Origin of the sequence: Acinetobacter sp. YH12142 (assembly GCF_013418435.1) — a bacterium.
GTDB lineage: Bacteria > Pseudomonadota > Gammaproteobacteria > Pseudomonadales > Moraxellaceae > Acinetobacter > Acinetobacter amyesii.
This window is the reverse complement of sequence record NZ_VPCB01000002.1, coordinates 144,408-167,674: the sequence shown is the minus strand read 5'-3', so window position 1 is coordinate 167,674 and position 23,267 is coordinate 144,408. Positions and strand designations below refer to the sequence as shown.

Genomic DNA, 23,267 nt, shown 5'->3' with positions numbered 1-23,267 from the left:
TCAGTATCCTGTGATTTATCAATGATGAATGTCATGAACTGTCAGAATATGACTGTTCATGACAATTAATCGTTTAATTTGAAAAATAAAACACAATAAATGCGGGCTTTTGAGACTTGGTATGCAAATTGCCTATTTGTCATTACGTTGAATGGGGAAACGTAATGAAACAGTCTGGTTTTACACTCATTGAAATTATGATCGTGGTGGCAATCATCGGTATTTTGGCTGCAATTGCTACTGTATCTTACAATGGCTATGTCGCTCGGGCGCAAGTGGCTGAAGTATTAACAATGATTTCACCCTATAAATTAAAACTGATTGAAAATTATTCAGAGGAACAAAACTGTGTAGATTTGAATACAGCGCTGAATGAAAGTATCAGTACCAAGTATATTGCGAGTAGTGAAATTACTGATGTGGCAGGAACGTGTTCAGTGGTTTTTACGTTTAAATCAACAGATGTCAATTTTGCTCTTCGCTCAAAGCAGATCTATTTTAGTATTCCAGATGGTTTAAATGGTGCTTGGAATTGTCAATCGGATGATATTTCGCAGCGAAATTTACCTGCTACATGTCGTGGGATCTAAAGTATTGAATGTGAAACCGTGAGTATATTGGATAAGTGCTGATTTCATAGGGATGAGTACGACGTTTGAGTTACCCAAACCATAGTGGGTTTAATTATTGAAAGTATTTCATATTTCAAATGGTCATTTATTTAGACAAGCTTTGACTACCACTTTTATTTGCAATTGCCTTTCGATGTATCGGACTTTTATCAATTACAGAGCGTTTGCTTTCACCACCAAACTCTAAATATGCATTGCGTTGTCATTGATTCGCCATATAAAAGCGTCACTGTATACAAAATAAACGACATGCATAGGCTTGAAATTGAGCAATAAGCGCCCAAAATACAGGTGGTGCAGGAATAATTAGCGAAAATTTGCCCCTGAGGCTTTACCCATTCCGCTTTTTTTAAGACAATATGCACATCTTTGAATTCTTATTCATCTTACTCTTTTAAACCATTTGTTTGGACTCTGACCTATGACAACCCCGCTTAACGAACGTCGTATTGCAAACGCAATTCGTGTATTGGCAATGGATGCTGTGCAAAAAGCAAATTCAGGACATCCAGGTGCTCCAATGGGGATGGCAGATATTGCTGATGTGGTATGGCGTGAATTCCTCAACCACAACCCTGCAAACCCACAATGGGCAAACCGTGACCGTTTCGTATTGTCAAACGGCCATGGCTCTATGTTGCAATATGCGTTATTGCACTTAACAGGTTATGACCTGTCTATTGAAGATTTAAAATCTTTCCGTCAATTGCATTCTAAAACTCCAGGTCACCCAGAATTGGGCTATGCACCGGGTATCGAAACAACCACGGGTCCATTGGGTCAAGGTATTGCAAACGCTGTAGGTTTTGCACTTGCTGAAAAAACTTTAGCGGCTCAATTCAATAAAGAAGACATCACAGTTGTAGACCACAACACATACTGTTTCTTGGGCGACGGCTGTTTAATGGAAGGTGTTTCTCACGAAGCATGTTCATTGGCTGGTACTTTGGGTCTAGGTAAATTGGTTGTTTACTACGATGACAACGGCATCTCAATTGACGGTGAAGTGGAAGGTTGGTTCTCTGACGACACAGAACAGCGTTTCTTGGCATACGGTTGGCAAGTGCTTAAAGTTGATGGTCATGATGCAGACGCAATCCGCGCAGCAACTGTTGAAGCAAAAGCTGAAACTACCAAACCAACTTTAATTATCTGTAAAACCATTATTGGTTTAGGTTCGCCAAACAAACAAGGTAAAGAAGATTGCCACGGTGCGCCGCTTGGTAATGATGAAATCGCTTTAACTCGTGAAGCTTTGGGCTGGACAGAAGGTCCATTCGAAATTCCTGCTGATGTATATGCAGCTTGGGATGCAAAAGCGAAAGGTACTACTTCTGAATCTGCTTGGAACGACACATTTGCGGCTTATGCTGCTAAATATCCAACAGAAGCGGCTGAACTCAAACGTCGTCTTTCTGGTGAATTACCTGCTGACTTCGCTGTAAAAGCGGATGCTTATATTGCAGAAGTAAATGCAAAAGCTGAAACAATCGCTACTCGTAAAGCGAGCCAAAATGCCATTCAAGCATTTGCACCACAGCTTCCAGAAATTCTAGGTGGTTCTGCTGACCTTGCAGGTTCTAACCTGACTTTATGGAAAGGCGCAGAAGGCGTTGAATCTAACCCAGCGGGTAACTACGTTCATTACGGTGTACGTGAATTCGGTATGACTGCAATTGCGAACGGTGTAGCGCTGCATGGCGGTTTCGTTCCTTATGTAGCAACATTCCTGATGTTCATGGAATATGCGCGTAATGCAGTACGTATGTCTGCATTGATGAAACAGCGTGTAATTCATGTGTATACCCATGACTCAATTGGTCTAGGTGAAGATGGTCCTACACACCAACCTGTAGAGCAAATTGCATCTTTACGCGGAACACCAAACCTAAACACTTGGCGTCCATGTGACACTGTAGAAGCGTCTATTTCTTGGAAATCTGCATTGTTACGTAGCGAAGGCCCTACAGCGTTAATCTTCTCTCGTCAAAACTTGCCATTCCAAACTCGTACAGCAGATCAAATTGCTGACGTTGCGAAAGGCGGTTATGTACTTGCAAAAGAAAAAGGCGAATTGAAAGCAATCATCATTGCGACTGGTTCAGAAGTTTCATTGGCAATGGATGCTTACGCACAGCTTGAAGGCGTACGTGTTGTTTCTATGCCATGTGCTGAAGAATTCGTAAAACAAGACGCTGCTTACCGTGAAGCGGTTCTTCCTGCTGCGATCCGTGCGCGTGTTGCTGTTGAAGCTGCGCATGTGGACTACTGGTGGAAATTTGTTGGTCTTGATGGTCGTGTAATCGGTATGACGACTTACGGTGAATCTGCTCCAGCAAAAGACTTGTATCAACACTTTGGTATTACTGCTGATGCTGTTGTTGCTGCAGTGAAAGAAATTACCGCTTAATCTGTAAAGATTAACCGTAATAAAGACGCCCCAGAGAAGGGGCGTTTTTTATTGCAGAGATTAAATTTATTTTAAATTGTGAAATAACGATTTGTAACGAATGAATTAAAGCATTGGTTTAAAATTAATTCATTCATGCAGTATTCAGCCACGGGTGCAATGTTGCCCCAAGTGAGGAAACGATGAGCCTTTATGATCAGATAAATGATGAAATTGTACTGATGGATGCTGGTGAACAGAAATGGATTGGCACAGACTTAGAGCTTGAAGCCATGGTTGCAGTAGAATTGATGCTGCAAGATTTGCAAGAAGACAAAGTGATTAAGATTCGCCGTAAGAACCATGAAAAGCATACAGGTTTAAAGCAGGTAGATCGGATCTTGGTTGAAAAGCTATAAGCTGAATGGTTAAAAAGTCCGATTGTTCGGGCTTTTTATTTGCCTATCGTATTTATAAAACAGATAAGAAAACGTTCTTTCAAGACTCATCATGTTTAAAAAGAGCGCATAAAATACAGTGTTTTCAACACAAAAAGCTTTATTTCAGTTATAAAAATCCAGTGATCATTTAAAAAAGACATTGAACGTGCAAATACAAATTAAAAATTTAACAGAAATATCAAAAAACCAATGGCAGCCGCTCTGGGAGCTGTATTTAGAATTTTATAAAAGTCAGGTGGCGGATGCAGTGACTGAGCGTACATGGCACAGGTTACATGCTGCTGACTGCGAACATATGTATGGCTTTGCAGCTGTGATTGATCATCAAGTGGTTGGGATCGTGCATGTCATTGAACATGAGAGCTGCTGGACATTGCAGCCTTATGCCTATTTGCAGGACTTATATACCCTTGAGGATTATCGCGGGCAGGGCATTGGCAAGGCGCTGATCGCCAAAGTGAAAGAATATTGTGATCAGCGGCAGTGTGACCGTGTGTATTGGCTGACGCATCAGGACAATGAAACTGCGCAAAAGCTGTATGATCAAATCGCGAAAAAAACCGGATTTATCCAATACCGCTGTCATTAACTCAATGTAAAAGGCCATTCCAAATCAACAACAGCTTTTGCGCATCTCAGTATTAAGCTGAAACTTTAAAGTTTTTAGCCGGGTCAGCATCTTGCTGAATGATCCATTCTCCACCTACGCGGAACGATGAGGCTGAGGCATAGGTATCTTCCATAAATTGGAAAAAGCTGATTAAACCGTTTTGAACTTTGGCTTTAATTGAAAAAGGCGAGGTGAAAGTATTTTTTGCATAGACTGAGGTGTAGGTGAATTGACCAAATACAGCTACAGTTTCATCTTCAGCGATCATATCCGTGATTTGAAATTCATCGATATTCCAGTAAGTGCCGACATTGGCAAAGGTATATATATAAATGTCTCTACCTGTTCCAGACCCAGCCCACGGCTCAATTTGTTTAAGTTCTGGGTTGCTGAAGTTTAAGGAAACATACGCCGCGTCTTCTGCAACCAGCAGCTGAGTTGCATTTTCGACGAGTTCTTTTGAAGTATTCATAAGAAATGCCAAAACGACATCTTTGGGAGTTTTAGTGTTTAAGGCTTTTTCAATAGCCAGCGATTGTTCTGTCATTTTTGGGTACTCAGATTTTTATGATGTCTAAAAATCTTAAGTGGATTTGTTTAGAAAACCTACGACTCAGATAGGTTGATGTTTCCTAAATTTAGGATAAATCGTCGGGGAGTAGCTTGAAAAGAATAATTATTTGAAATATATGGAAAATTTAATAATTGAGAGTGGTTGTAGATGCTGCTACAGATTTTACAAAACTATCGTTCTAAACATGCAACAAAACGTTTTATCTTTAAAGCTGTAATACGGCTAAAAATCTATAGACTTAATGGTATTCGAAAGTGAGATAAAAACATGAACTTTAAAGCATTAACAATCGGTTTGGCGGTAGCATCAGTTACAACAATTTCTATGGCAAAACCTGTTGCCTATCAAATTGATCCTACTCATACCGCAACAGTATTTACTTGGAATCATTTTGGTTTCTCAACGCCTTCTGCAAACTTTAGTGACATTCAAGGGACAATCAATGTCGATAATGCAAAACCTGCAAATTCGTCTGTGAATGTGACGATTCCATTATCGAGCTTAAATACCAATGTCAAAGCATTAGATGATCATTTAAAAACAGCTGATTTCTTTGATGCTGAAAAATATCCAAATATCACGTTTAAAAGTACAAAAGTTCAAGCGATCAGCAAAACTAAATACAAAATCACGGGTGATTTAACAGTTAAAAATGTGACTAAACCAGTGGTATTGGATGCTGTATTGAACAAGCAAGCCGTTCACCCAATGACTAAGGCGGAAACGATTGGTTTTAATGCAACGACTTCTTTTGATCGTTCAGCATTTGGTGTCGGTGCATATGTACCAAATGTAGGCGACAAAATTACGGTAAATATTACGACTGAAGCGGCTGTGTCTACAGCAAAGGCAGCAGCGAAATAAGATTTAGCTTCCTCAGCTAAGTTAGGAAAGCACCCATTTGGGTGCTTTTTTATGTCTCGTAGATGAGTATTTGATGAGTGGTCAATCGCGATTGAGCAGCAATAGGCAGCCAAAACTGATGAAAATTCCACCGGTAATGGCGTCAATTTTTTTACTAAATTTTTGATAGTAATGGGTCATTTTAGGTGCTGAGAATAAGACCGCAACCAATGCAAACCAAATCAAACTTTCAATAAAGACTAAAGCCAATAAAGAGCTTTGATCAAAAATACTGACCTTTGCACTGATTCCAATGGAAAATACACTACTGAAATAAACCAATGCTTTAGGATTGGCCATATTGGTCAAGAAACCTTGGAATAACAGCGTAAAAGGCGATTTTTTCTGTACAGCTTGCTCGGTTGGTTTCGTTATTGTGCCGAGGTCTTTACTCCATGCAGACTTTAATAACTGAGAGCCTAAATATAAAAGATACAGGCCGCCCAAAATCATGAGGCATTGTTGTAACCAAGCCATTTTTTGAAATAGAAAATGTAAGCCACTTATTGCACAAATTGACCAAACTAAAATACTAAGCGATATGCCTAATGCGGCAAATAATGCATGTGATCTAGATTGTCGAATAGCACTTTGAGTGACAAAAAAGAAGTCAGGGCCTGGGCTGATGAGAGCAAAAAAGTGGATGAGTGCAATGCTGAGTAAGGGAGTCATTCTAATGGCTTATACGTTTTAAAGTGCAATCGTTATAAGCCATTTAGCATTAAATTAATAGCTATTTTAAAGCTCAAGCTGTTGTAAAAATTGTTGCAAAATAAGGGGAGCAACACGTTCTAAATGAGGTGCTTGTTGTTGGCTTTCCATGCGTAAATTTGGGATGTTAATTTGTGCTTTATGTAGTTCACATGTATGCCCAATTAGCCATTTTTCCATGGCCTGTGTTTCTGCTTCAATATGAAACTGTAGGGCTAAAATATTGGGCCCATAGCTAAACGCTTGATTTGGATAAATTGCCGAGCTGGCGAGTAGCTGTGCATTTGCAGGTAAATCAAAGGTATCGCCATGCCAATGCAGTACCGGTACTTGATCTAATGGCGCTAAAATATTGTGAGTAATGGCTTCAAGCGCTAGGGAACTCCAACCGATTTCTTTGCTATGACCTGCATAAACTTTAGCGCCCAATGCATACGCAATAAGCTGAGCACCTAAGCAAATGCCTAAAGTCGGTAAGTTACTCTCTAAACGTACTTTAAGTAAGTCTATTTCTTTTTGTAGGAATGGGTAGTCATCAGTTTCATAGACTCCGATCGGGCCACCCAAAATGATGGTAAGCCCTGTATGTTGCATAGCTTTACTCAGGTCATCGACTCCAGCTTCGAAGTATCTCACCCGATAACCCAGTTGGTAAAATACATCTTCCAATGAACCCAAATCTTCAAATGCAAGGTGTTGAATGACGTAGATGGTTTCGTTTAATGCAGTACTCATAGGAATTTTTCAGGATTAAGATTTCAAAATAGAATGTAGCTTGAATTTTCGGAGAATAAAAAGGAAAACTGTAAATTTTTCACAATTTCGAAAAGAAATAAATATAGAAGTTGGTTGAAGCGGATTGTTTTTTCTTTGAGTGATTATGTTCGACGATAGAACTTAGCATTTAAAACTTTGGTGCTGTGAATTAAGGGATCCCGCAAGGCTTTATTGGCAAAATTTATGAGAAAAAGTGCATGAAATTTAGATAAAGCTTTGGTTTAATATAAAAAAAAGATGAAAAACCAATGGAAAAGCGTTTAGAGATGCGTATGATGAAATCTTCGACAAACAACAGTTCATTTTTCTTTTAATATCATCACATAATTAGATAACTGATTTTAAAAGTAAAAAAATATAAGCCAGGGAACTTGTATGCAGTCAAAACATAATCGAGATGCCAGTCTCTTGCATGCGATACATAAAATTTTATTAAAGGAATGGGACCCGTTAGGGATTCGCCGTATTCCTGCTTTACGTGATGAATATGATGATTATTTGCCCAACATTTTTAAATTAATTCAAGAGGATTCAAGTGAATCAGAAATTTTTGAATATTTATGGTGGGTTGAGCAAAAAGTCTTAGAGAAAAAAGGGCAGAAGGAACATACCCTAAAAATTGCGAAAATGCTGAAGGCAATTGAGCGCTAGTTTGCGGTCGTGTACGCATAAAAAAACCGATACGTTGTTCATATCGGTTTTATTAGTCTAAATCTCTTAGAAGTCTATTAGAAACGGTTTAGAATTTCTTTTCTAAGGTAAACATAAAGCTTGGAATTGCTTCATTAATACGAGATTGGTATAGCGCGCCAGAACTTTGTTCTTTTAACACTTCTTTATAATCTGAGCTGAGAATATTACGTGCATTGACCGATGCAGACCAATTTTGATCAAAGCGTTTAGTAAAACTCACATCCATGTTAACACGTTCATTGCTGGTGCGATTGTACGGTTCGTTACTCAGCGCACGTGTATATTTAGGGGTGTAATTGAGGTTCACACTTGTTGCAATACGCCACGGTTGATAGTTATAAGATAAGCCAGCACTTGCGGTATAAGGTGCAACATCGCTTGCCAAACGATCAGGGCCGTCAGTTTCTTCAATTTTTGCACGTACAGTTGAAAGCTGAGCATTCAACATAAATGAATGACCATTCTCCGTTTGCTTCAGTGCATAGCGTCCAGCAATTTCCACACCATAAGTAGTTGCACTGTCTTGGTTATATGGGCGTTCGACAAAACGGCAATCGGTATTTCCTGTTTCGCAACGACCGCCTGTAGCATTTTCTGACTGAATTGATTTTTCGATATAGTCGTTAATTTCTCGATAATAAGCAGTGATATTTACGCCGCCAGCAGGGGTGTTATAGCCTAAGGTTGTTTCGTAAGCATTAATAGTTTCTGGTCTTAGGTCAGGATTACCACCACGGTCAGGGTTGTTTAGTGTCCCTGCATCACTATCTGTAGAAACTGAAACAGTCGGCATCAATTGATTACTACGTGGGTTTTTAAAAGCCTGACTCAAATTGGTTTGGAGTGACCATTGGTCATTAAAGTCAAAACGGTGCGCTAATACTGGACTCAAATGCTGATCTTGATAATCCACTAAACCTGAACGATCAATCCACTCTTGGCGTACACCTAGAATTAAGGTTTGGCGCGGCGTATATTTCCAACTTCCTTCAACATAGGAAGCATACAATTGTTCATCCAAGGTCTCTGCAATATTGCTTTCAAGTTCATTGCTACGTAGATCAGTACCAAATTTTATTTGGCGTTTTGAGTCGAACTTGCGGACACCGTCGTAGCCTAAGCCATATTCATTAATTTGTTCATCAATATATGATTGAGAATTTCTATACTCTGTTAATTCCGTTTCATTTTGCTGCTCGATTGATAAGCGAATTTTGTCTGAATTGCCTTGGTCTTTACGCTCATATCGTGTGTTGAGTCGTATGCTGTCATTTTTATCTTTTTGGACTTGGGAGCCACTTGTGCCTTCGCTTTCATTGTTGCGATAAAACATTTCAGCGACCAATTTTTGTTGATCATCAAGTTGATATTCAACACGTGGGGTGAGCATTTGCGATGTGCGATTGGTGATGCGTTTTTGAGTTTTCGTTCCTGTTGCATCTTGTGTACGGGTGAGTGTATCTGAATCATTCCACATTTGGCTCCCAGATAAACTATAGATCCAAGGGTCTGATCGACCATCCATTTGAAAGTTTAAATTGGTGCGTTCTTCTTCACGTGTATTTGATTTGGTTAGGCCATAACCAGCACGTACAGATCCGCTCAAACGCGTGCCATTCAATGGTTCTTTTAAAATAATATTGATGACTGCGGAAGAAGCAACCGAGCCTTGAGCGACACTTGGTTGTTTGGTGATTTCAAGGCGTTCGATCATTTCCGGTGTAATGCTATCAACAACTGACATGCCACCACGAGGACCACCTTGTACAGGTTCACCATTGATTAAGAACACGGGTGCGCCACCACCACGAAAGCGCATGCCGCCAGCACCTGCACCACCACGTGGACCACCGCCAGCACCAGGCAGTTGAAACCCTGCAGCACGGCGCAGCGCATCATTGATGGACTGATCGCCAAATTTCAACATTTCATCACGGCTTATAATAGTTTTTGCGACAGCACTGATATCTGGGTCTTTGGGCTTAGTGCTTGCTGTTGGAACTTCAAATGTTAAAGCTTCCATTTGCTGAACTGCTGCAGTTTCTTGGGGATTTTGAACAGTATCTGCGGCCCAAATTGATGTTGAGATTGTAAGCAATGCGTAACTTAAGCTGGTCAGTTTGAGTGTGGTGTGCGCGCCATGCATTATTTGGTTGTCCAAATGTAATTTTGGCAAAGAATAACGGAAAATTATGGAGAAAAATTGAGGAAAATAGCCGAGATGAGCATTTCATCAGATTATTTTTTAACAGGTAGGCGAAAGGTCATACTGCAATAAGGAAAGCCTTAATCGTTGGGAAGAAATTAAGGCCTATTAACGTCGCTACAATATAATAAATCACTGATGTGACGCAGTAACATCAGAAGCGTACTTTGCTTCAAATAATAAAGATACGCGGTAATGTCATGCGCAATTGTTTGAGACAGGACGACTTCTAATCAAAAATGTTTTTGCGATACGTTGAATAATTTGACGGTAGTGAACGAGTTTTGTTGGTGAGGTGCATTGCACCGCAAGATGGTTTCCTTGCGAAGCTTCGCATCTCATTTTGCCGAATGAAAAACAACGTTTCGTAAGAGTACCTCCAGCCGAAGGCTAATCTCTTTATTCAATCCCTAAATGCGAAATTACTTTTATGTGCATAACATGAGTAAATAAATCTAAAAATAAGCCGTTGAAGAAAAATTTAGACATAAAAAAACCCTCATCTTTCGATGAGGGTTTTTCGTATTCTGGAGCGGGAAAGGAGACTCGAACTCCCGACCCCAACCTTGGCAAGGTTATGCTCTACCAACTGAGCTATTCCCGCAATGAGGTGAATTATAGAGAATTTCACACAACTGTCAACTCTCTATGCTTCTGTTTGCTCAATTAATCAGCACGGCGCCAAATAGTACCTTGACGAGTATCTTCAAGGACAACACCTTGATCTAACAAAGATTGACGAATTTCATCTGCTTTGGCAAATTCTTTGGCCTTTTTCGCATCTTTACGTTGTTGAATTAAATCTTCAATTTGCTCTTCAGAGAGACCTAGAGCTTCCTGACCAATATCTGATTTTAAGAATTCATCAACATTATGCTGAACCAAACCTAAAATATTGGTTAAGTGACGCAATGTCGAATAATACACAGCCGCTTGTTCAGCATTTTCATCTTTTACGGCACGGTTCAATTCTTTGTTGACTTCAAACAATACCGCAATTGCTTCTGCGGTGTTGAAATCATCACGCATAGCGGCATTAAAGCGCTCAACTAAAGCATCATCCAAAGTTTCTACGGTTTTTTCACCATAGACTTGCTGATAAGCTTTAAATGAATGATAGAAACGGGAAAGGGTATTTTTCGCTTCTTTTAAAGCAGTGTCAGAGAAGTTTACTGGGCTACGGTAATGTGATGACACAATAAAGAAGCGAATCACTTCAGGGTGGAATTTATCCATCACATCACGAATAGTGAAGAAGTTACCTAAAGACTTCGACATTTTTTCGCCATCGACATTAATAAAGCCGACGTGCATCCAGTAATTAACATACTGTTCGCCAGTAGATGCCTCAGATTGCGCAATTTCATTTTCATGATGCGGGAAAGTTAAGTCTGAACCGCCACCATGAATATCAAAATGGTTGCCTAAGCAGCAGGTCGACATCGCTGAACATTCAATATGCCAGCCCGGACGGCCATTGCCCCAAGGCGAAGCCCAAGAAGGTTCATTTTCTTTGGCATGTTTCCAAAGCACGAAGTCAAAAGGATGTTTCTTTTCTACTTCTACATCAACGCGTTCAGAAGCACCAGCCTGCATATCGTCAAGTTTACGACCCGAAAGACGACCATATTTGGCAAACTTTTCAACTTCAAAATAAACATCGCCATTTGCAGATGGATATGCTGTACCTTTGTTGACTAAGTTACCAATCATATTCTGCATTTGATCGATATAGTCTGTTGCACGTGGTGCTTCATCAGGTGCTGCACAACCTAAATTGGCAGCATCTTCGTTCATGGCCTTGATAAAGCGATCGGTTAAAGCAGTAATGCTTTCGCCATTTTCATTGGCACGGGCAATGATTTTGTCGTCAATATCGGTAATGTTGCGAACGTATTTAACGTTCCAGCCCTGACTGCGCAGGAAACGGATAATGTAGTCGAATGCAACCATAACTCGAGCATGACCAATATGACAGTAGTCATACACGGTCATTCCACAGACATACATGTCGATATGTCCTTCTTTACGAGGTACGAATTCTACTTTTTTACGTTGCTCTGAGTTATATAGAACAAAAGGTTGCATAGGTCTTCAAATTGTTTCTACCAAAAGATCGCTCATCTTAACCTAAGCATTTTTATTCATAAAGTTAAAACCCAAAAAAGCAGATATTTTTTAATACTTGATGTCTTTGCGTTGCTAAAAATAGCGTAGAAGGTTAATTGGATTCGGTCTGAATCTCATTCGAGTGCTGAATTCAATTTATCTGTCCGGAAGATAAAAATGAAGAAATGCATCTTTTCTGCATAATTCATGAATTCTTATACATTTGGAAACGTGCTATTTGCATAGATATGATAAAATTGTGAAAATTTTTTATTTTGAAAGTGAGAGCGCACCTCTCACGGCTTAAGGTATAACAACTTTGAATCCACCAAATATGCCGAATCAAGTCGATTTTCAGAAAGTCGCATTAGAAACTTTGCGTATTGAAGAGCATGCTTTACAAGTATTAGCGACGCAAATAGATGATCGTTTTAGCCAAGCCTGCGAAATCATTTTACAGTGCAAAGGGCGTTTAGTGATTACTGGTATGGGTAAATCGGGTCATATCGGTCGTAAAATGGCCGCTACGTTTGCCTCGACAGGTACACCATCTTTCTTCATGCATCCGGGTGAAGCTGGACATGGTGATTTGGGCATGTTGGTAAAAGGTGATGTGCTCATTGCAATTTCAAACTCAGGTAAGAGTGATGAAATTATGATGCTCATGCCGTTGATTAAACATTTGGGCATTCCTTTAATTACCATGAGTGGCGACAATAAAGGTCCCATGCCACAAAATGCCGATGTCGCATTGACCTTGGGCAATATTCAAGAAGCTTGCCCTTTGGGGCTAGCACCGACCTCTAGTACCACTGCAACATTAGCCTTAGGTGATGCCCTTGCAGTTGCATTATTGGATGCACGTGGCTTTACTTCAGATGATTTCGCACGTTCTCATCCTGCTGGAGCGTTGGGTAAACGTTTGTTATTGCATGTAAAGCATCTTATGCATACAGGTGAAGACTTACCAAAAGTGTCGCCAGAGACACCAATGAATAAAGTTCTGTATGAAATTTCAAATAAACGTTTGGGTCTTACCACGATTGTCGATGAAAACGATACCTTATTGGGTATATTTACCGACGGTGACTTACGTCGTTTGATTGATAAACAGCAAGGCTTTGACGTGAATATGAAAGTCTCAGAAGTGATGATTAAAAATCCTTTGACGATTTCACAAGAAGAACGCGCGGTACATGCTTTAGAACGTATGAACGAAAAGAAAATTACACAATTTGTAGTCGTTGATGATACCAATAAAGTGATTGGGATTATCAGCATGCATGATCTGATTCAGGCTGGGGTAAATTAAGAAAATGGCATCGTATGTATTGCTAGAACAAGCGCGTCACATAGAAGCACTAGTACTGGATGTAGATGGAATTTTAAGTGATGGATTTGTAACGTTGACCAATAGCGGCGATGAAATCAAATCTTTTGATATTCGAGATGGCTTAGGCATGAAGTTGGTGCAAAAAGCGGGTATCAAAGTCATCATTATTACTGGCCGTAAAAGTAATATTGTTGAAAAACGCATGTCTGACTTAGGTGTCGATTTGGTCTTTCAAGGACGTGAAGACAAAGGTGTTGCCTTGACTGAAGCCTGTGCACAGTTTGGTATTGATCCTTCAGATTGCCTATATATGGGTGATGATTGGCCCGATCTTTCAGCCTTTGCTATTGCGGGGATGAAAGTGACCGTACCGAATGGACATTTAGAAGTACGTCGCCGTGCAGATCTTGTTACTCAGGCGATGGGTGGACGTGGTGCTGTTCGTGAAATCTGCGATATGCTTTTAGTTTCTAAAGGTGTATACCAGGAACTACTTGAAAAATATGCAAGTGCACCTTATTAATAAATTGATGCAGTCATTGGATTGAATCTCCGCTTATGGATACTAAAGTTTTATACGTGACAGCTGTGGTCATTGCTGCAGTAAGCGGTGGTTTTTACTATTTCGGTGGAAAGGGTAATAAGCTTCAGGCGGACTCTTCGAAAAGTATGACTTACTCAGCTGAAAACATTAACCTGACGCAGACCGATGAGCAGGGAAAATTGCATATTCGTGCGCAAGTCGATCGACTTGAGCAGGATTTGCAAAAGCAAACGTCTCATTTGGTCAATCTGAAAGCATCGACCTATCAAGATGGTGCTGTCGATGCCACGTTTTTTGCCAAACAAGCCAATGGTATGGATGATAACCAAAAAGTCGTACTGAGTGACAATGTGGTTGCAACGAAATTGATGCGTGAAGGGCAAATGGAGTTTCGTACTGAGGAACTAACTGCTTTTCCAAAAAAGCGTGAAATAGAAACGGACAAGACTGTAACGGTGATTTCACCACAAGCCGAATTTGTCAGCCAAGGTTTAAAAGCAAATTTAAACGACGGTCAATACGAATTTTTTAATATTCGAGGAAAGTATGAACCATAATTTTAATCGAAAAACTGCAAAAACTTTCCTAAAACGGACAGTGCTACTCGGTTCACTGGCGATATGTTCGGTTGCAGCTTTTGCTTTGCCTTCAGATCGTAATCAACCGATTTCATTGGTTGCCGATCGTGCAACATTTAATGAAAAAACTGGGATTACGACGTATACCGGTAATGTCATCATTGAACAGGGTTCGATGAAGCTTCAGGCAAACTCAATCGTTGCGAATTTAAACAGCAAAAAAGAGATTAGTACGATTACAGCAACGGGTGGGCCAGCACATTTCCAACAAAAAACTGACCCTGCCAAAGGCTATGCAAAAGGCCAAGCACAGAAGATTATCTACAATGCTGAAACAGGTATTATCACCATGACGGGTGGTGCTTTGTTGCAACAAGATGGTGCAAGTATTCGGGGTAATAGCCTGAAATACAGTATGAATAAAGGCGATATCGTTGCTGAAGGTACACCAAATAAATCTGGATCTTCTTCAGGTCGTGTACAAATCGTGATCCCACCATCAAGCACTAAGTCCTTCCCAGGAGCACGTGATTAATGGAGCAAACCTCGCAAGTTCAAACTTTATGTATTAAACATTTAGCCAAAAACTACAGTAAGCGTTGGGTGGTAAAGGATGTATCCTTTAGCATGCAAAGTGGTCAAATTGTGGGTTTACTTGGTCCAAATGGTGCAGGTAAAACCACAAGTTTCTATATGGTTGTTGGCCTGGTGCGTATGGATAAAGGTGAGATTCATTTAGATGATCTTGATTTGTCTGACTTGGCAATGCATGAGCGCGCACGTAAAGGTATTGGTTATCTACCTCAAGAAGCATCTATTTTTAGAAAATTAACCATTTCTGAAAATATCATGTCGATTTTAGAAACCCGTAAAGATCTGAATAAGCAACAACGTCAGCAACGTTTAACGGAATTGCTTGCCGACTTTAAAATCACACACATCAAAGATTCTCTTGGTATGAGTGTGTCGGGTGGTGAGCGTCGTCGTGCGGAAATCGCGCGTGCGTTAGCGGCAGACCCTAAATTTATGTTGCTAGATGAACCTTTTGCAGGGGTCGATCCTATTTCAGTGGGTGATATCAAAGACATTATCCGAACATTGAAAGATCGTGGTATTGGCGTATTAATTACAGATCATAATGTGCGTGAAACCCTTGCGATTTGTGAGCATGCTTATATCGTGAGCGAAGGTTCAGTGATTGCAGAAGGTACTCCAGAAGAAGTCCTTGCAGATGAAACGGTACGTAAAGTTTATCTTGGTGATGATTTTATCGTTTAATTGAATAATATAAGAAATTTCCCGTTGAATGGCGCTAGTTTGGTTCAGCGGGTTTATGTTATTGTCTGAAATGACAAAAACTGAGCGATTAATCTAAAAAATTAACAAGAATTCAGTATACTTTAAACTAAAAATACGACCTGCAAAAATCATGCGATTACGAAAGATGAATGGTCCAGAAGTTGGGCGTCCGCGTAAAAATAAGTGTAATTTCTTTTGTATATTATTATTACCCTTTTCCATTGGTTCAGTGTATGCAGCAGATACTAGCACTGCACAAAGTACCATTCAAAAGACATTAGATAAGATTTTTTTACCTAATAAGCCTAAACCTTCTGCCGAAAAAATTAACATCACCGAACTCAGTAAATATAATTTAGATACCTCACGTGTCCAAGAAATGCCAGCCGTTGCTTATGGTCGAACACAACAAGGCAGCTATAATCCAAACACAGTAGCGAAGAATCTAAGTTTTATTGATGCGATACATATCGCCGTCCAAAGACGTCCAGAAATCACACAAAGTATTGCTACAGTCGCATCGCAAAACGCTAATATTGACCTAGCGAATGCTGCATATTATCCCCAAATTTCAGGTGGATTGAGCACTGCAGATCTGACTAAAGGCGAGCGTGGACGTCAGTTGGTATCTTTAAATGCGACGCAGATGTTATATGACTTTGGTAAAACCAAAAGTGCTGTCGGTATCGAAGAAGCAAAAATGTTACAAGAGCAGGCTAATGTACTTGTAAATTTAGATGAAGTTTCTTTTGATGTTGCAAATGCCATTATCAACATTAAACGATATCAAGAAGTTGCTAAAATTGCGCAGCAGCAAATTGCCGGTGTGAGTCGGATTGCTGAGATTGCTAATTTACGTGCAACCGCAGGGATCAGTAGTCAAGCAGACCCTATTCAAGCCAAGTCAAATTTAGAAGCTGCGGAATCAAATTTAATTGTGCAAGAAACTCAACTTCGACAGTACCAACAGCGACTTCGTACCTTGTTAGGTTTTGATGTAAGTCAGATCAATTGGGTGATACCCGATCGGATCTTAACTGCAGCGGCTTTATATGAGGATCCGGACTTCAAGATGATTCCGAGCATGATGAAAGCACAGGCTGGAGTTCAAGTTGCCAAACTGCAAAAGCAACAGTCAAAATTAAGTGCTTATCCAACCCTCAATGTCAAAGGCAGTCTGAGTCAGGCGGTGAATGGCCGTAATCCAAATAATGATGAAGATGATGGTTTATATAATTCAATCATGTTGGAAGCCACCAGTAATTTTTACCAAGGTGGTGCAATTGCAGCGCAAACACGTGCCGCAAGCTATGCAGAAGAAGCAGCAAAAGCACAAGTAAATACAGTGTATTTGGATGTGATTGATCAAGTCCGAATGATTCGTGAACAAATCGAAAATAAAAAGCGTCAAATGTCGATATTGGTGCAGCGCCGTGAAACAACGGTAAGAACCAAAGAGCTGTATCAAGAACAATATAAATTAGGCACTCGAACGGTTGTCGATCTACTGAATGCAGAGCAAGCCATACATAGTGCCGCACAAGAAATTGTGACATCGCAATATGATATCTACTCAGCACTTGCACAGTACATCCAAGTGACAGGGCGTTCACGAAATATCTATGAACTTAATAATATATCTATTCAGGGGTTTGAAGTTCAGCCATGAGTAATACAATAAATTATCAACCGTGGCTACAAGCGGTTCTGAATATTGCAAAGCATTATCGAATTGAACCCTCTGAAGAACGTATACGGTTGCAGTTGGATTGGGATCAACACAAAAATGCCGATGAACTGGTCGCAGTTATGGCACGCCAAATTGGATTAAGTGTTCGTAAAAACAAATACGACATAAATCTGCTCAATCCATGGCGCTTACCTGTATTGGTTGAGTTTATCAGTGGTGAAGTGGGTGTGGTAGAACGCATCGACGTAGACGGTAATGCCAGTGTCCAATTGAGCGGAGATGAAGGTTTATCTCAAGTCTTCTCTATTGAACGATTGAGCCATGGCGTTCGCAATATATATATTCTGCGTCCAGAGTCATCTGTACCCGATGCACGTGTTGATGAATACATCAAGCCGTTTGAAAAAAATTGGTTCTGGTCGATCGTTTTAAAAGACTGGAAACGCTACATCGACATTATGTTTGCTTCATTAATGGCAAATATCTTGGCCCTAGCCACCATTTTATTCTCAATGAATGTGTACGACCGTGTCATTCCATCTCAATCTGTGCCGACTTTATGGGTACTTGCGGGTGGGGTGTTAATTGCAGCGATATTTGAGTTTGCATTACGTGTTTCACGAATTTATTTGTCGGATATTATTGGTAAACGTGCCGATTTGAAAATTTCAGATCGTGTATTTGGTCATGCATTAAGAATTAAAAATAGCGAACGCTCAAAATCTACAGGTACTTTTATTTCACAGATTCGTGAATTAGAAGGGGTACGCGAAATGGTCACCTCGACGACTGTTACTGCGATTGCCGACTTACCGTTTTTCTTCTTGTTCCTGTTCATCTTCTGGTTAATTGGCGGCAATCTATTTTGGGTTATGCTGTTGGTGGTTCCTTTGATGATTATTCCAGGGATTTTGGCGCAAAAACCATTGGCTAAACTTGCACAAATGGGTATGCGCGAGTCTTCGATTCGTAATGCCTTATTGGTTGAATCTGTGCAAGGTATGGAGGATATCAAATTACTTCGTGCTGAATCACGTTTCCAAAACCAATGGAACCACATGAATGAAGTGTCTGCTGATGTCAGCATGCGTCAACGTAAAATTGTAGGCTTAATGTCGGCATGGACGCAAAAAATTCAGGGTCTAACGTTTGCAATTGTTGTACTTGTCGGCTGTTTTGCTGTGATGAAAGGTGAAATGACCACAGGTGCTTTGGTGGCTTGTTCGATTTTGTCTTCACGAATGTTGGCACCGATTTCTGCACTGGCAGGGGTATTAGGTCGTTTACAACAGGCTAAAGTGGCAAAAGCCGGTCTGGATGAGCTCATGAAGAAACCTGTCGATCAACCGGATTATTCTCATCTTATTCATCGACCATCAATTAATGGTCATTATGAACTCAATGGTGTGTCATTTAAGTATGGTGAAGATGACCCACGTCCAAGTCTTTTAATTCCAAAACTGGAAATTAAGGCTGGAGAAAAAATCGCAATTTTGGGCCGTAACGGTGCTGGTAAGTCGACGCTACTCCAATTGTTATCGGGTATGCAAACGCCAGTACAAGGCAAAGTTAAATTAGATGGGATTGAGCTGTCTTTAATTGACCCCGCAGATGTACGCCGTGATATGGGGCTATTGAACCAAAATTCACAGTTATTTTATGGTACGATTCGTGAAAACTTGACCTTGGGTGCTCCGCTGGCTACGGATGAACAATTGATTGAAGTACTGAAAATTACGGGTGCAATTCACTTTGTTCAAGAGAAAAAAGAAGGGCTAGACCATATCATTTTAGAAGGTGGTGTAGGCTTCTCTGGCGGTCAACGCCAAGCTTTGTTGCTTGCACGCTTATTGATTCGTCAACCCAATATTTTATTGCTTGATGAACCTACAGCAGCCATTGATGACGTATCTGAGAAGCAGTTGATCGATCATTTAAAAGGTTATTTACAAAACCGAACTATGGTGGTAGCAACACATCGCCGTGCGGTACTTGAGTTGGTTGACCGCATTATTGTGGTGAATGAAGGTAAAATTGTCATGGATGGGCCTCGTGATCAAATTCTGAATCAGAATGCTCAGAAAAAAGTAGCTGGGGCTTAAATCATGAGTGAAAATAAACAAGAAATACAACGCTCGACCAAAGTCAGCTTTAAAGAGCCACCATTACCGAAATCGAGTTTAATCATTTGGATTATTACGATTGGTCTGGCAATCCTTTTAGTTTGGGCTTGGTTGTTTAAATTAGAAGAAGTCTCTACAGGGACAGGTAAAGTGATTCCATCTTCGAAAGAACAAATTGTTCAGTCGCTTGAGGGAGGTATTTTAACCAAGTTGAATGTGAAGGAAGGTCAAATTGTTGAACAAGGTCAAGTCCTTGCGCAACTCGATCCAACACGCTTCGCATCAAATGTTGGTGAAACCGAGTCTTTACTTGTGGCATCACGTGCGACAGCAGCACGTTTACGTGCAGAAGTGAATGGTACACCATTAACCTTTCCTGAAGATGTTCAAAAGATTCCAGCTTTAGTGAAGGAAGAAACAGCTTTATATCATTCACGTCGTGCAAACTTGGAAGAATCTGTTGCCGGCTTAAAACAGGCATTGGTGTTAGTTCAACAAGAATTGGCCATGACTGAGCCGCTCGTTGCTAAAGGGGCAGCAAGTGAAGTTGAAGTACTTCGTTTAAAGCGTTCAGCGAATGACTTACAAAATCAGTTAAATGATGTCCGTAACCAATATTTGGTGAAATCACGGGAAGAATTGTCGAAAGCCAATACTGATATTGAATCGCAGCAACAAGTGGTGAAAGGCAAATCGGATACGCTGAGCCGTACCGTTTTTAAATCTCCAGTTCGTGGTGTGGTCAAAGAGATTGATGTGATGACATTGGGCGGTGTGATTCCGCAAAATGGTAAATTGATGACTATTGTACCTTTGGATGAACAGCTTTTGGTAGAAGCACGTATTTCACCGCGAGATATTGCTTTTATTCGTCCGGGTCAAGAAGCCTTAGTGAAAATTACGGCATATGACTATTCGATCTATGGTGGTCTAAAAGGTAAAGTGACCGTCATTTCACCAGATACTTTACGTGATGAAGTGAAACAAGATCAGTTCTATTATCGTGTTTATATTCGTACAGATAGTGATAAATTAAGCAATAAAGAAGGTAAAAGTTTTAGTATCACTCCGGGTATGGTGGCGACAGTTGATATCCGTACCGGCTCGAAAACTGTACTTGAGTACTTAATCAAGCCATTCAATAAAGCAAAAGAAGCACTTCGCGAACGTTAATAGCGCAGTGCCAATCAAGCCTCCAGCATTGGGGGCTTTTTTGTGGATGTAAGTCTTTCAAAAAACGCTATAATATCCTTTGATATAGGATCTAAAGACGTTATGCCATTTACACTCGCCGCACAGTTTGAATATGAAGAAGACATTAAAAAAAGTCGTTTTCAAGCCATCGCAGTTCCTGTGGAAAATGAACAAGCCGTTAAAGAATTTCTCGAAGCCCATAAAGATATCTCAACAACACATCAGTGTTGGGCATGGAAAATTGGACATACCGTACGTTTTAATGATGATGGTGAGCCTTCAGGCACAGCAGGTCGGCCCATTCTAGCAACCATAGAAGGGAATGACCTAACCAACGTGTTGGTCTTGGTTAATCGTTGGTATGGCGGAATTAAGCTCGGGACAGGGGGATTGGTACGTGCCTATGGTGGCTGTGCAGGTCAATGCCTTTTACAAGCTGAAAAAATTGAACTTATTGAGAAGAAAAAAGTGCAATTTAGTTGTCAGTTTAATGAATGGGCAATTTTCCAATATGAACTCAATCAGCAGCAAATTGAATTTCAGGAAGACTATACAGCGCAGGGCGTAAATGTACTTGCAGCATTGCAAATTCATCAAATCCAACCGCTACAGTTAAAGATTCAAGATGTAACTCGCGGACGTGAACAATTGCATATCATCGAGGCTGATGAAGATGAATGAACAAGATCCATTATTGAAATATCGAGAGCAACATAAGCATCGTCTGAATTATATGCCTTGGTTGTATTGGTCACTTAAACCGAAAAATCGTGGTTGGGCCGAAGCTTGGCAACAGGAATATCAAGACTATCTCAAATCGATGGAAACCGTTGAAATTGGTGAAAACTGTTTTATATCGCCATTGGCTCATATTTTTGCCGAACCGGGACGTAAGATTGTTATTGGAGATAACAGCTTTATTGCGGCGGATTGCACTTTGCATGGCCCAATAGAAATAGGCAATGAAGTGGCGATCAATCATCACTGTATTTTAGATGGTGGGCGAGTGGGCATCAAAATTCACGATCAGGTTCGTATGGCGGCATATTGCCATTTATACGCTTTTGATCATGGAATGGATGTTAATCAACCCATTTATCAGCAGGCTGTACGATCACAAGGGATTGAGATAGAGCGTGATGTTTGGTTAGGGGCGCATGTTGGAATCAAGGATGGCATTCACATTGCTGAGCAGGCTGTGGTCGGTATGAACAGTATGGTGACGAAAAATGTTGAAGCACGTGCCATTATTGTGGGTAATCCTGCAAAATTCATTCGATATCGTGAATAAATAATCACCAAATAGGTCATAAATCATTTTTATGCTTACACAAATGCATGCACAGTGAAACAGAGTTGTGATAAGTTAAAAATAACAAACAACATTTTATAGCCAAGCAATAATAAAACGAGGGCTAATCATGAAACGAGTTATCGCCTGTATCGACTCTTCTCCATGCATTAATGCACTAGCTGATGCTGCTGCTTGGGTTGCTAAACAAACGCACCGTGAGTTGGTTTTACTACAAATACTAGATTACTATCCGGCAAGTTATCACTTAGGTGAAATCAGTGGCGTGATTGGGTTTGAAAGTAATGCCATGCTCTTGAAAGAACTTGCGGAGTTAGAACAAAAACAAAGTGATTTAGCGTTAGATTATAGTAATAACTTGCTCAAACACATTTCTGAAATGATCCAAGACAAGCATGGTATTCAAACCACCCATATTCAGGAAAAGGGCGACTTTTTAGAGCAAAGTTTTAATGTACTGCAAGATGACGATATTGTTTTAATTGGTCGGGTGGGTGAACGTTCAGCAGAGCGCAATAAGCCGCTTGGTAGTAATGTTGAAAACTTTATACGTGGTGCAAGTTGTACCGTTATGACCGTAGGGCCAACGTTTAAACCACCGACACGTTTTATTTTTGCCTATGAATATTCGCCTAAATGCGTTGAGCTAATGAAGCGTGTGGCACAAAGTGACCTACTTAAACTTTTGCAATGTCATTTGGTCTATGTTGGAGATCACCCACAAATCTTGGATGATCCAAAAAATTATTTAACCAATGCCGGTCTCGATGTGGTGACGGAATACCGCTATGGCGATGTTTCGGAAAATATTCTGGACTATCAACAAGAGCATGGTATCCAGTTAATCGTACTGGGGGCATTTAGTCACAGTAAAATCCATCAGTTCTTCTTGGGCAGTATTACCACCAGTATTTTCAGAAATTCGAGTGTTCCACTGTTGGTTGTAAAATAAGATGAAACAACAAATAGGTGATTTAATAGACGGACAAATGCGAGTAAATAAATAATAAGTTGTTGTGTTAAAAATAATCAGAGTTATCCTCATAAATTGTGGATAACTCTGTGTGTAGTGTTTGTAAGTAGTTGTTTTAAAAATAAAATATTGTATTGATTATTTTTTATACCTTTA

Annotated in this window: 22 protein-coding genes, 1 tRNA gene and 1 pseudogene; 18 read left to right on the top strand and 6 right to left on the bottom strand. The window is 40.2% G+C overall.

Features of this window, described 5'->3' with window-relative positions; all coding sequences use genetic code 11:
• Nucleotides 1-164 precede the first annotated feature (164 nt).
• The 5 genes and pseudogenes from FTU77_RS16135 to FTU77_RS02520 all read left to right on the top strand — a co-directional run.
• Nucleotides 165-261: pseudogene (locus tag FTU77_RS16135) on the top strand (prepilin-type N-terminal cleavage/methylation domain-containing protein); the annotation flags it as partial.
• Nucleotides 262-275: 14 nt separating this feature from the next.
• Nucleotides 276-590: a pilin gene (locus tag FTU77_RS02535; protein WP_373683988.1), complete on the top strand. Its 315-nt coding sequence runs from the start codon at nucleotides 276-278 to the stop codon at nucleotides 588-590.
• Between the two features lie 463 nt (nucleotides 591-1,053).
• Complete coding sequence (gene tkt, locus FTU77_RS02530) at nucleotides 1,054-3,042, top strand: transketolase (RefSeq protein ID WP_180027051.1); 1,989 nt, start codon at nucleotides 1,054-1,056, stop codon at nucleotides 3,040-3,042.
• 182 nt (nucleotides 3,043-3,224) lie between these two features.
• Nucleotides 3,225-3,440, top strand: a complete 216-nt coding sequence (locus tag FTU77_RS02525; RefSeq protein WP_078188774.1) for a hypothetical protein — start codon at nucleotides 3,225-3,227, stop codon at nucleotides 3,438-3,440.
• Between the two features lie 181 nt (nucleotides 3,441-3,621).
• Entirely contained in the window at nucleotides 3,622-4,071 is a 450-nt protein-coding gene (locus tag FTU77_RS02520) for an N-acetyltransferase (RefSeq protein WP_180054478.1), read from the top strand.
• A 52-nt stretch (nucleotides 4,072-4,123) separates the two neighbouring features.
• Here FTU77_RS02520 and FTU77_RS15925 read toward each other — a convergent pair whose 3' ends face one another.
• The gene (locus tag FTU77_RS15925) at nucleotides 4,124-4,639 is read right to left on the bottom strand and encodes a nuclear transport factor 2 family protein (RefSeq protein ID WP_257223563.1); all 516 of its coding nucleotides are present in this window, start codon (nucleotides 4,637-4,639) and stop codon (nucleotides 4,124-4,126) included.
• Nucleotides 4,640-4,933: 294 nt separating this feature from the next.
• On the opposite strand from FTU77_RS15925, the gene FTU77_RS02510 reads away from it, so the two are divergent.
• Nucleotides 4,934-5,530 carry a YceI family protein gene (locus FTU77_RS02510; protein ID WP_078188771.1) on the top strand — a complete coding sequence of 199 codons (597 nt, stop codon included), beginning with the start codon at nucleotides 4,934-4,936 and terminating at the stop codon, nucleotides 5,528-5,530.
• A gap of 81 nt (nucleotides 5,531-5,611) precedes the next feature.
• Here FTU77_RS02510 and FTU77_RS02505 read toward each other — a convergent pair whose 3' ends face one another.
• Entirely contained in the window at nucleotides 5,612-6,241 is a 630-nt protein-coding gene (locus FTU77_RS02505) for a LysE family transporter (RefSeq protein ID WP_180054476.1), read from the bottom strand.
• 66 nt (nucleotides 6,242-6,307) lie between these two features.
• Nucleotides 6,308-7,015, bottom strand: coding sequence for a glutamine amidotransferase (locus FTU77_RS02500; protein WP_180054473.1), 708 nt, complete (start codon nucleotides 7,013-7,015; stop codon nucleotides 6,308-6,310).
• A 417-nt stretch (nucleotides 7,016-7,432) separates the two neighbouring features.
• Here FTU77_RS02500 and FTU77_RS02495 point away from each other — a divergent pair, with 417 nt between their 5' ends.
• Nucleotides 7,433-7,708, top strand: a complete 276-nt coding sequence (locus FTU77_RS02495; RefSeq protein ID WP_078193570.1) for a hypothetical protein — start codon at nucleotides 7,433-7,435, stop codon at nucleotides 7,706-7,708.
• Nucleotides 7,709-7,796: 88 nt separating this feature from the next.
• On the opposite strand, the gene FTU77_RS02490 is transcribed toward FTU77_RS02495, so the two are convergent.
• The 3 genes from FTU77_RS02490 to cysS form a co-directional block, all read right to left on the bottom strand.
• Nucleotides 7,797-9,896 carry a TonB-dependent siderophore receptor gene (locus FTU77_RS02490; protein WP_180054470.1) on the bottom strand — a complete coding sequence of 700 codons (2,100 nt, stop codon included), beginning with the start codon at nucleotides 9,894-9,896 and terminating at the stop codon, nucleotides 7,797-7,799.
• Nucleotides 9,897-10,484: 588 nt separating this feature from the next.
• Nucleotides 10,485-10,560, bottom strand: a tRNA-Gly gene (locus tag FTU77_RS02485).
• A 62-nt stretch (nucleotides 10,561-10,622) separates the two neighbouring features.
• Nucleotides 10,623-12,044 (bottom strand): cysteine--tRNA ligase, encoded by a 1,422-nt coding sequence (gene cysS, locus FTU77_RS02480; protein ID WP_180054468.1) that lies wholly within the window; start codon nucleotides 12,042-12,044, stop codon nucleotides 10,623-10,625.
• A gap of 355 nt (nucleotides 12,045-12,399) precedes the next feature.
• Between cysS and FTU77_RS02475 the strand changes: the two genes are divergently transcribed.
• The 11 genes from FTU77_RS02475 to FTU77_RS02425 all read left to right on the top strand — a co-directional run bounded on the left by FTU77_RS02475 (nucleotide 12,400) and on the right by FTU77_RS02425 (nucleotide 23,090).
• Complete coding sequence (locus FTU77_RS02475) at nucleotides 12,400-13,377, top strand: SIS domain-containing protein (protein WP_078188763.1); 978 nt, start codon at nucleotides 12,400-12,402, stop codon at nucleotides 13,375-13,377.
• Between the two features lie 4 nt (nucleotides 13,378-13,381).
• Complete coding sequence (locus FTU77_RS02470) at nucleotides 13,382-13,921, top strand: HAD family hydrolase (protein ID WP_078188762.1); 540 nt, start codon at nucleotides 13,382-13,384, stop codon at nucleotides 13,919-13,921.
• A 35-nt stretch (nucleotides 13,922-13,956) separates the two neighbouring features.
• A complete protein-coding gene (gene lptC, locus FTU77_RS02465) occupies nucleotides 13,957-14,499 on the top strand; it encodes an LPS export ABC transporter periplasmic protein LptC (RefSeq protein ID WP_180027055.1) in 543 nt (180 codons plus the stop codon).
• The gene (gene lptA, locus FTU77_RS02460; protein WP_180054466.1) at nucleotides 14,489-15,055 is read left to right on the top strand and encodes a lipopolysaccharide transport periplasmic protein LptA; all 567 of its coding nucleotides are present in this window, start codon (nucleotides 14,489-14,491) and stop codon (nucleotides 15,053-15,055) included. Before lptC ends, lptA begins: the two co-directional genes overlap by 11 nt.
• Nucleotides 15,055-15,798 (top strand): LPS export ABC transporter ATP-binding protein, encoded by a 744-nt coding sequence (gene lptB / locus FTU77_RS02455; RefSeq protein WP_180040050.1) that lies wholly within the window; start codon nucleotides 15,055-15,057, stop codon nucleotides 15,796-15,798. The genes lptA and lptB overlap by 1 nt, the downstream gene beginning before the upstream one ends.
• Nucleotides 15,799-15,964: 166 nt before the next feature.
• The gene (locus tag FTU77_RS02450) at nucleotides 15,965-17,488 is read left to right on the top strand and encodes a TolC family protein (RefSeq protein ID WP_180040100.1); all 1,524 of its coding nucleotides are present in this window, start codon (nucleotides 15,965-15,967) and stop codon (nucleotides 17,486-17,488) included.
• The gene (locus FTU77_RS02445) at nucleotides 17,485-19,611 is read left to right on the top strand and encodes a type I secretion system permease/ATPase (protein ID WP_180054464.1); all 2,127 of its coding nucleotides are present in this window, start codon (nucleotides 17,485-17,487) and stop codon (nucleotides 19,609-19,611) included. The genes FTU77_RS02450 and FTU77_RS02445 overlap by 4 nt, the downstream gene beginning before the upstream one ends.
• Before the next feature lie 3 nt (nucleotides 19,612-19,614).
• Complete coding sequence (locus FTU77_RS02440) at nucleotides 19,615-20,805, top strand: HlyD family type I secretion periplasmic adaptor subunit (protein WP_078193562.1); 1,191 nt, start codon at nucleotides 19,615-19,617, stop codon at nucleotides 20,803-20,805.
• A 102-nt stretch (nucleotides 20,806-20,907) separates the two neighbouring features.
• Nucleotides 20,908-21,507 (top strand): YigZ family protein, encoded by a 600-nt coding sequence (locus tag FTU77_RS02435; RefSeq protein WP_180054462.1) that lies wholly within the window; start codon nucleotides 20,908-20,910, stop codon nucleotides 21,505-21,507.
• A complete protein-coding gene (locus FTU77_RS02430) occupies nucleotides 21,500-22,117 on the top strand; it encodes a DapH/DapD/GlmU-related protein (protein ID WP_180054460.1) in 618 nt (205 codons plus the stop codon). Before FTU77_RS02435 ends, FTU77_RS02430 begins: the two co-directional genes overlap by 8 nt.
• A 130-nt stretch (nucleotides 22,118-22,247) precedes the next feature.
• Nucleotides 22,248-23,090: a universal stress protein gene (locus FTU77_RS02425; RefSeq protein ID WP_078188753.1), complete on the top strand. Its 843-nt coding sequence runs from the start codon at nucleotides 22,248-22,250 to the stop codon at nucleotides 23,088-23,090.
• The last annotated feature ends 177 nt before the right edge of the window (nucleotides 23,091-23,267 follow it).

Bases quoted from the DNA above. Each gene is read 5' to 3' on its own strand.
- tkt (WP_180027051.1), top strand. From the start codon at position 1,054: ATGACAACCCCGCTTAACGAACGTCGTATTGCAAACGCAATTCGTGTA.
- FTU77_RS02525 (WP_078188774.1), top strand. From the start codon at position 3,225: ATGAGCCTTTATGATCAGATAAATGATGAAATTGTACTGATGGATGCT.
- FTU77_RS15925 (WP_257223563.1), bottom strand. From the start codon at position 4,639: ATGACAGAACAATCGCTGGCTATTGAAAAAGCCTTAAACACTAAAACT.
- FTU77_RS02510 (WP_078188771.1), top strand. From the start codon at position 4,934: ATGAACTTTAAAGCATTAACAATCGGTTTGGCGGTAGCATCAGTTACA.
- FTU77_RS02505 (WP_180054476.1), bottom strand. From the start codon at position 6,241: ATGACTCCCTTACTCAGCATTGCACTCATCCACTTTTTTGCTCTCATC.
- FTU77_RS02500 (WP_180054473.1), bottom strand. From the start codon at position 7,015: ATGAGTACTGCATTAAACGAAACCATCTACGTCATTCAACACCTTGCA.
- FTU77_RS02495 (WP_078193570.1), top strand. From the start codon at position 7,433: ATGCAGTCAAAACATAATCGAGATGCCAGTCTCTTGCATGCGATACAT.
- FTU77_RS02490 (WP_180054470.1), bottom strand. From the start codon at position 9,896: ATGCATGGCGCGCACACCACACTCAAACTGACCAGCTTAAGTTACGCA.
- cysS (WP_180054468.1), bottom strand. From the start codon at position 12,044: ATGCAACCTTTTGTTCTATATAACTCAGAGCAACGTAAAAAAGTAGAA.
- FTU77_RS02475 (WP_078188763.1), top strand. From the start codon at position 12,400: ATGCCGAATCAAGTCGATTTTCAGAAAGTCGCATTAGAAACTTTGCGT.
- FTU77_RS02470 (WP_078188762.1), top strand. From the start codon at position 13,382: ATGGCATCGTATGTATTGCTAGAACAAGCGCGTCACATAGAAGCACTA.
- lptC (WP_180027055.1), top strand. From the start codon at position 13,957: ATGGATACTAAAGTTTTATACGTGACAGCTGTGGTCATTGCTGCAGTA.
- lptA (WP_180054466.1), top strand. From the start codon at position 14,489: ATGAACCATAATTTTAATCGAAAAACTGCAAAAACTTTCCTAAAACGG.
- lptB (WP_180040050.1), top strand. From the start codon at position 15,055: ATGGAGCAAACCTCGCAAGTTCAAACTTTATGTATTAAACATTTAGCC.
- FTU77_RS02450 (WP_180040100.1), top strand. From the start codon at position 15,965: ATGAATGGTCCAGAAGTTGGGCGTCCGCGTAAAAATAAGTGTAATTTC.
- FTU77_RS02445 (WP_180054464.1), top strand. From the start codon at position 17,485: ATGAGTAATACAATAAATTATCAACCGTGGCTACAAGCGGTTCTGAAT.
- FTU77_RS02440 (WP_078193562.1), top strand. From the start codon at position 19,615: ATGAGTGAAAATAAACAAGAAATACAACGCTCGACCAAAGTCAGCTTT.
- FTU77_RS02435 (WP_180054462.1), top strand. From the start codon at position 20,908: ATGCCATTTACACTCGCCGCACAGTTTGAATATGAAGAAGACATTAAA.
- FTU77_RS02430 (WP_180054460.1), top strand. From the start codon at position 21,500: ATGAATGAACAAGATCCATTATTGAAATATCGAGAGCAACATAAGCAT.
- FTU77_RS02425 (WP_078188753.1), top strand. From the start codon at position 22,248: ATGAAACGAGTTATCGCCTGTATCGACTCTTCTCCATGCATTAATGCA.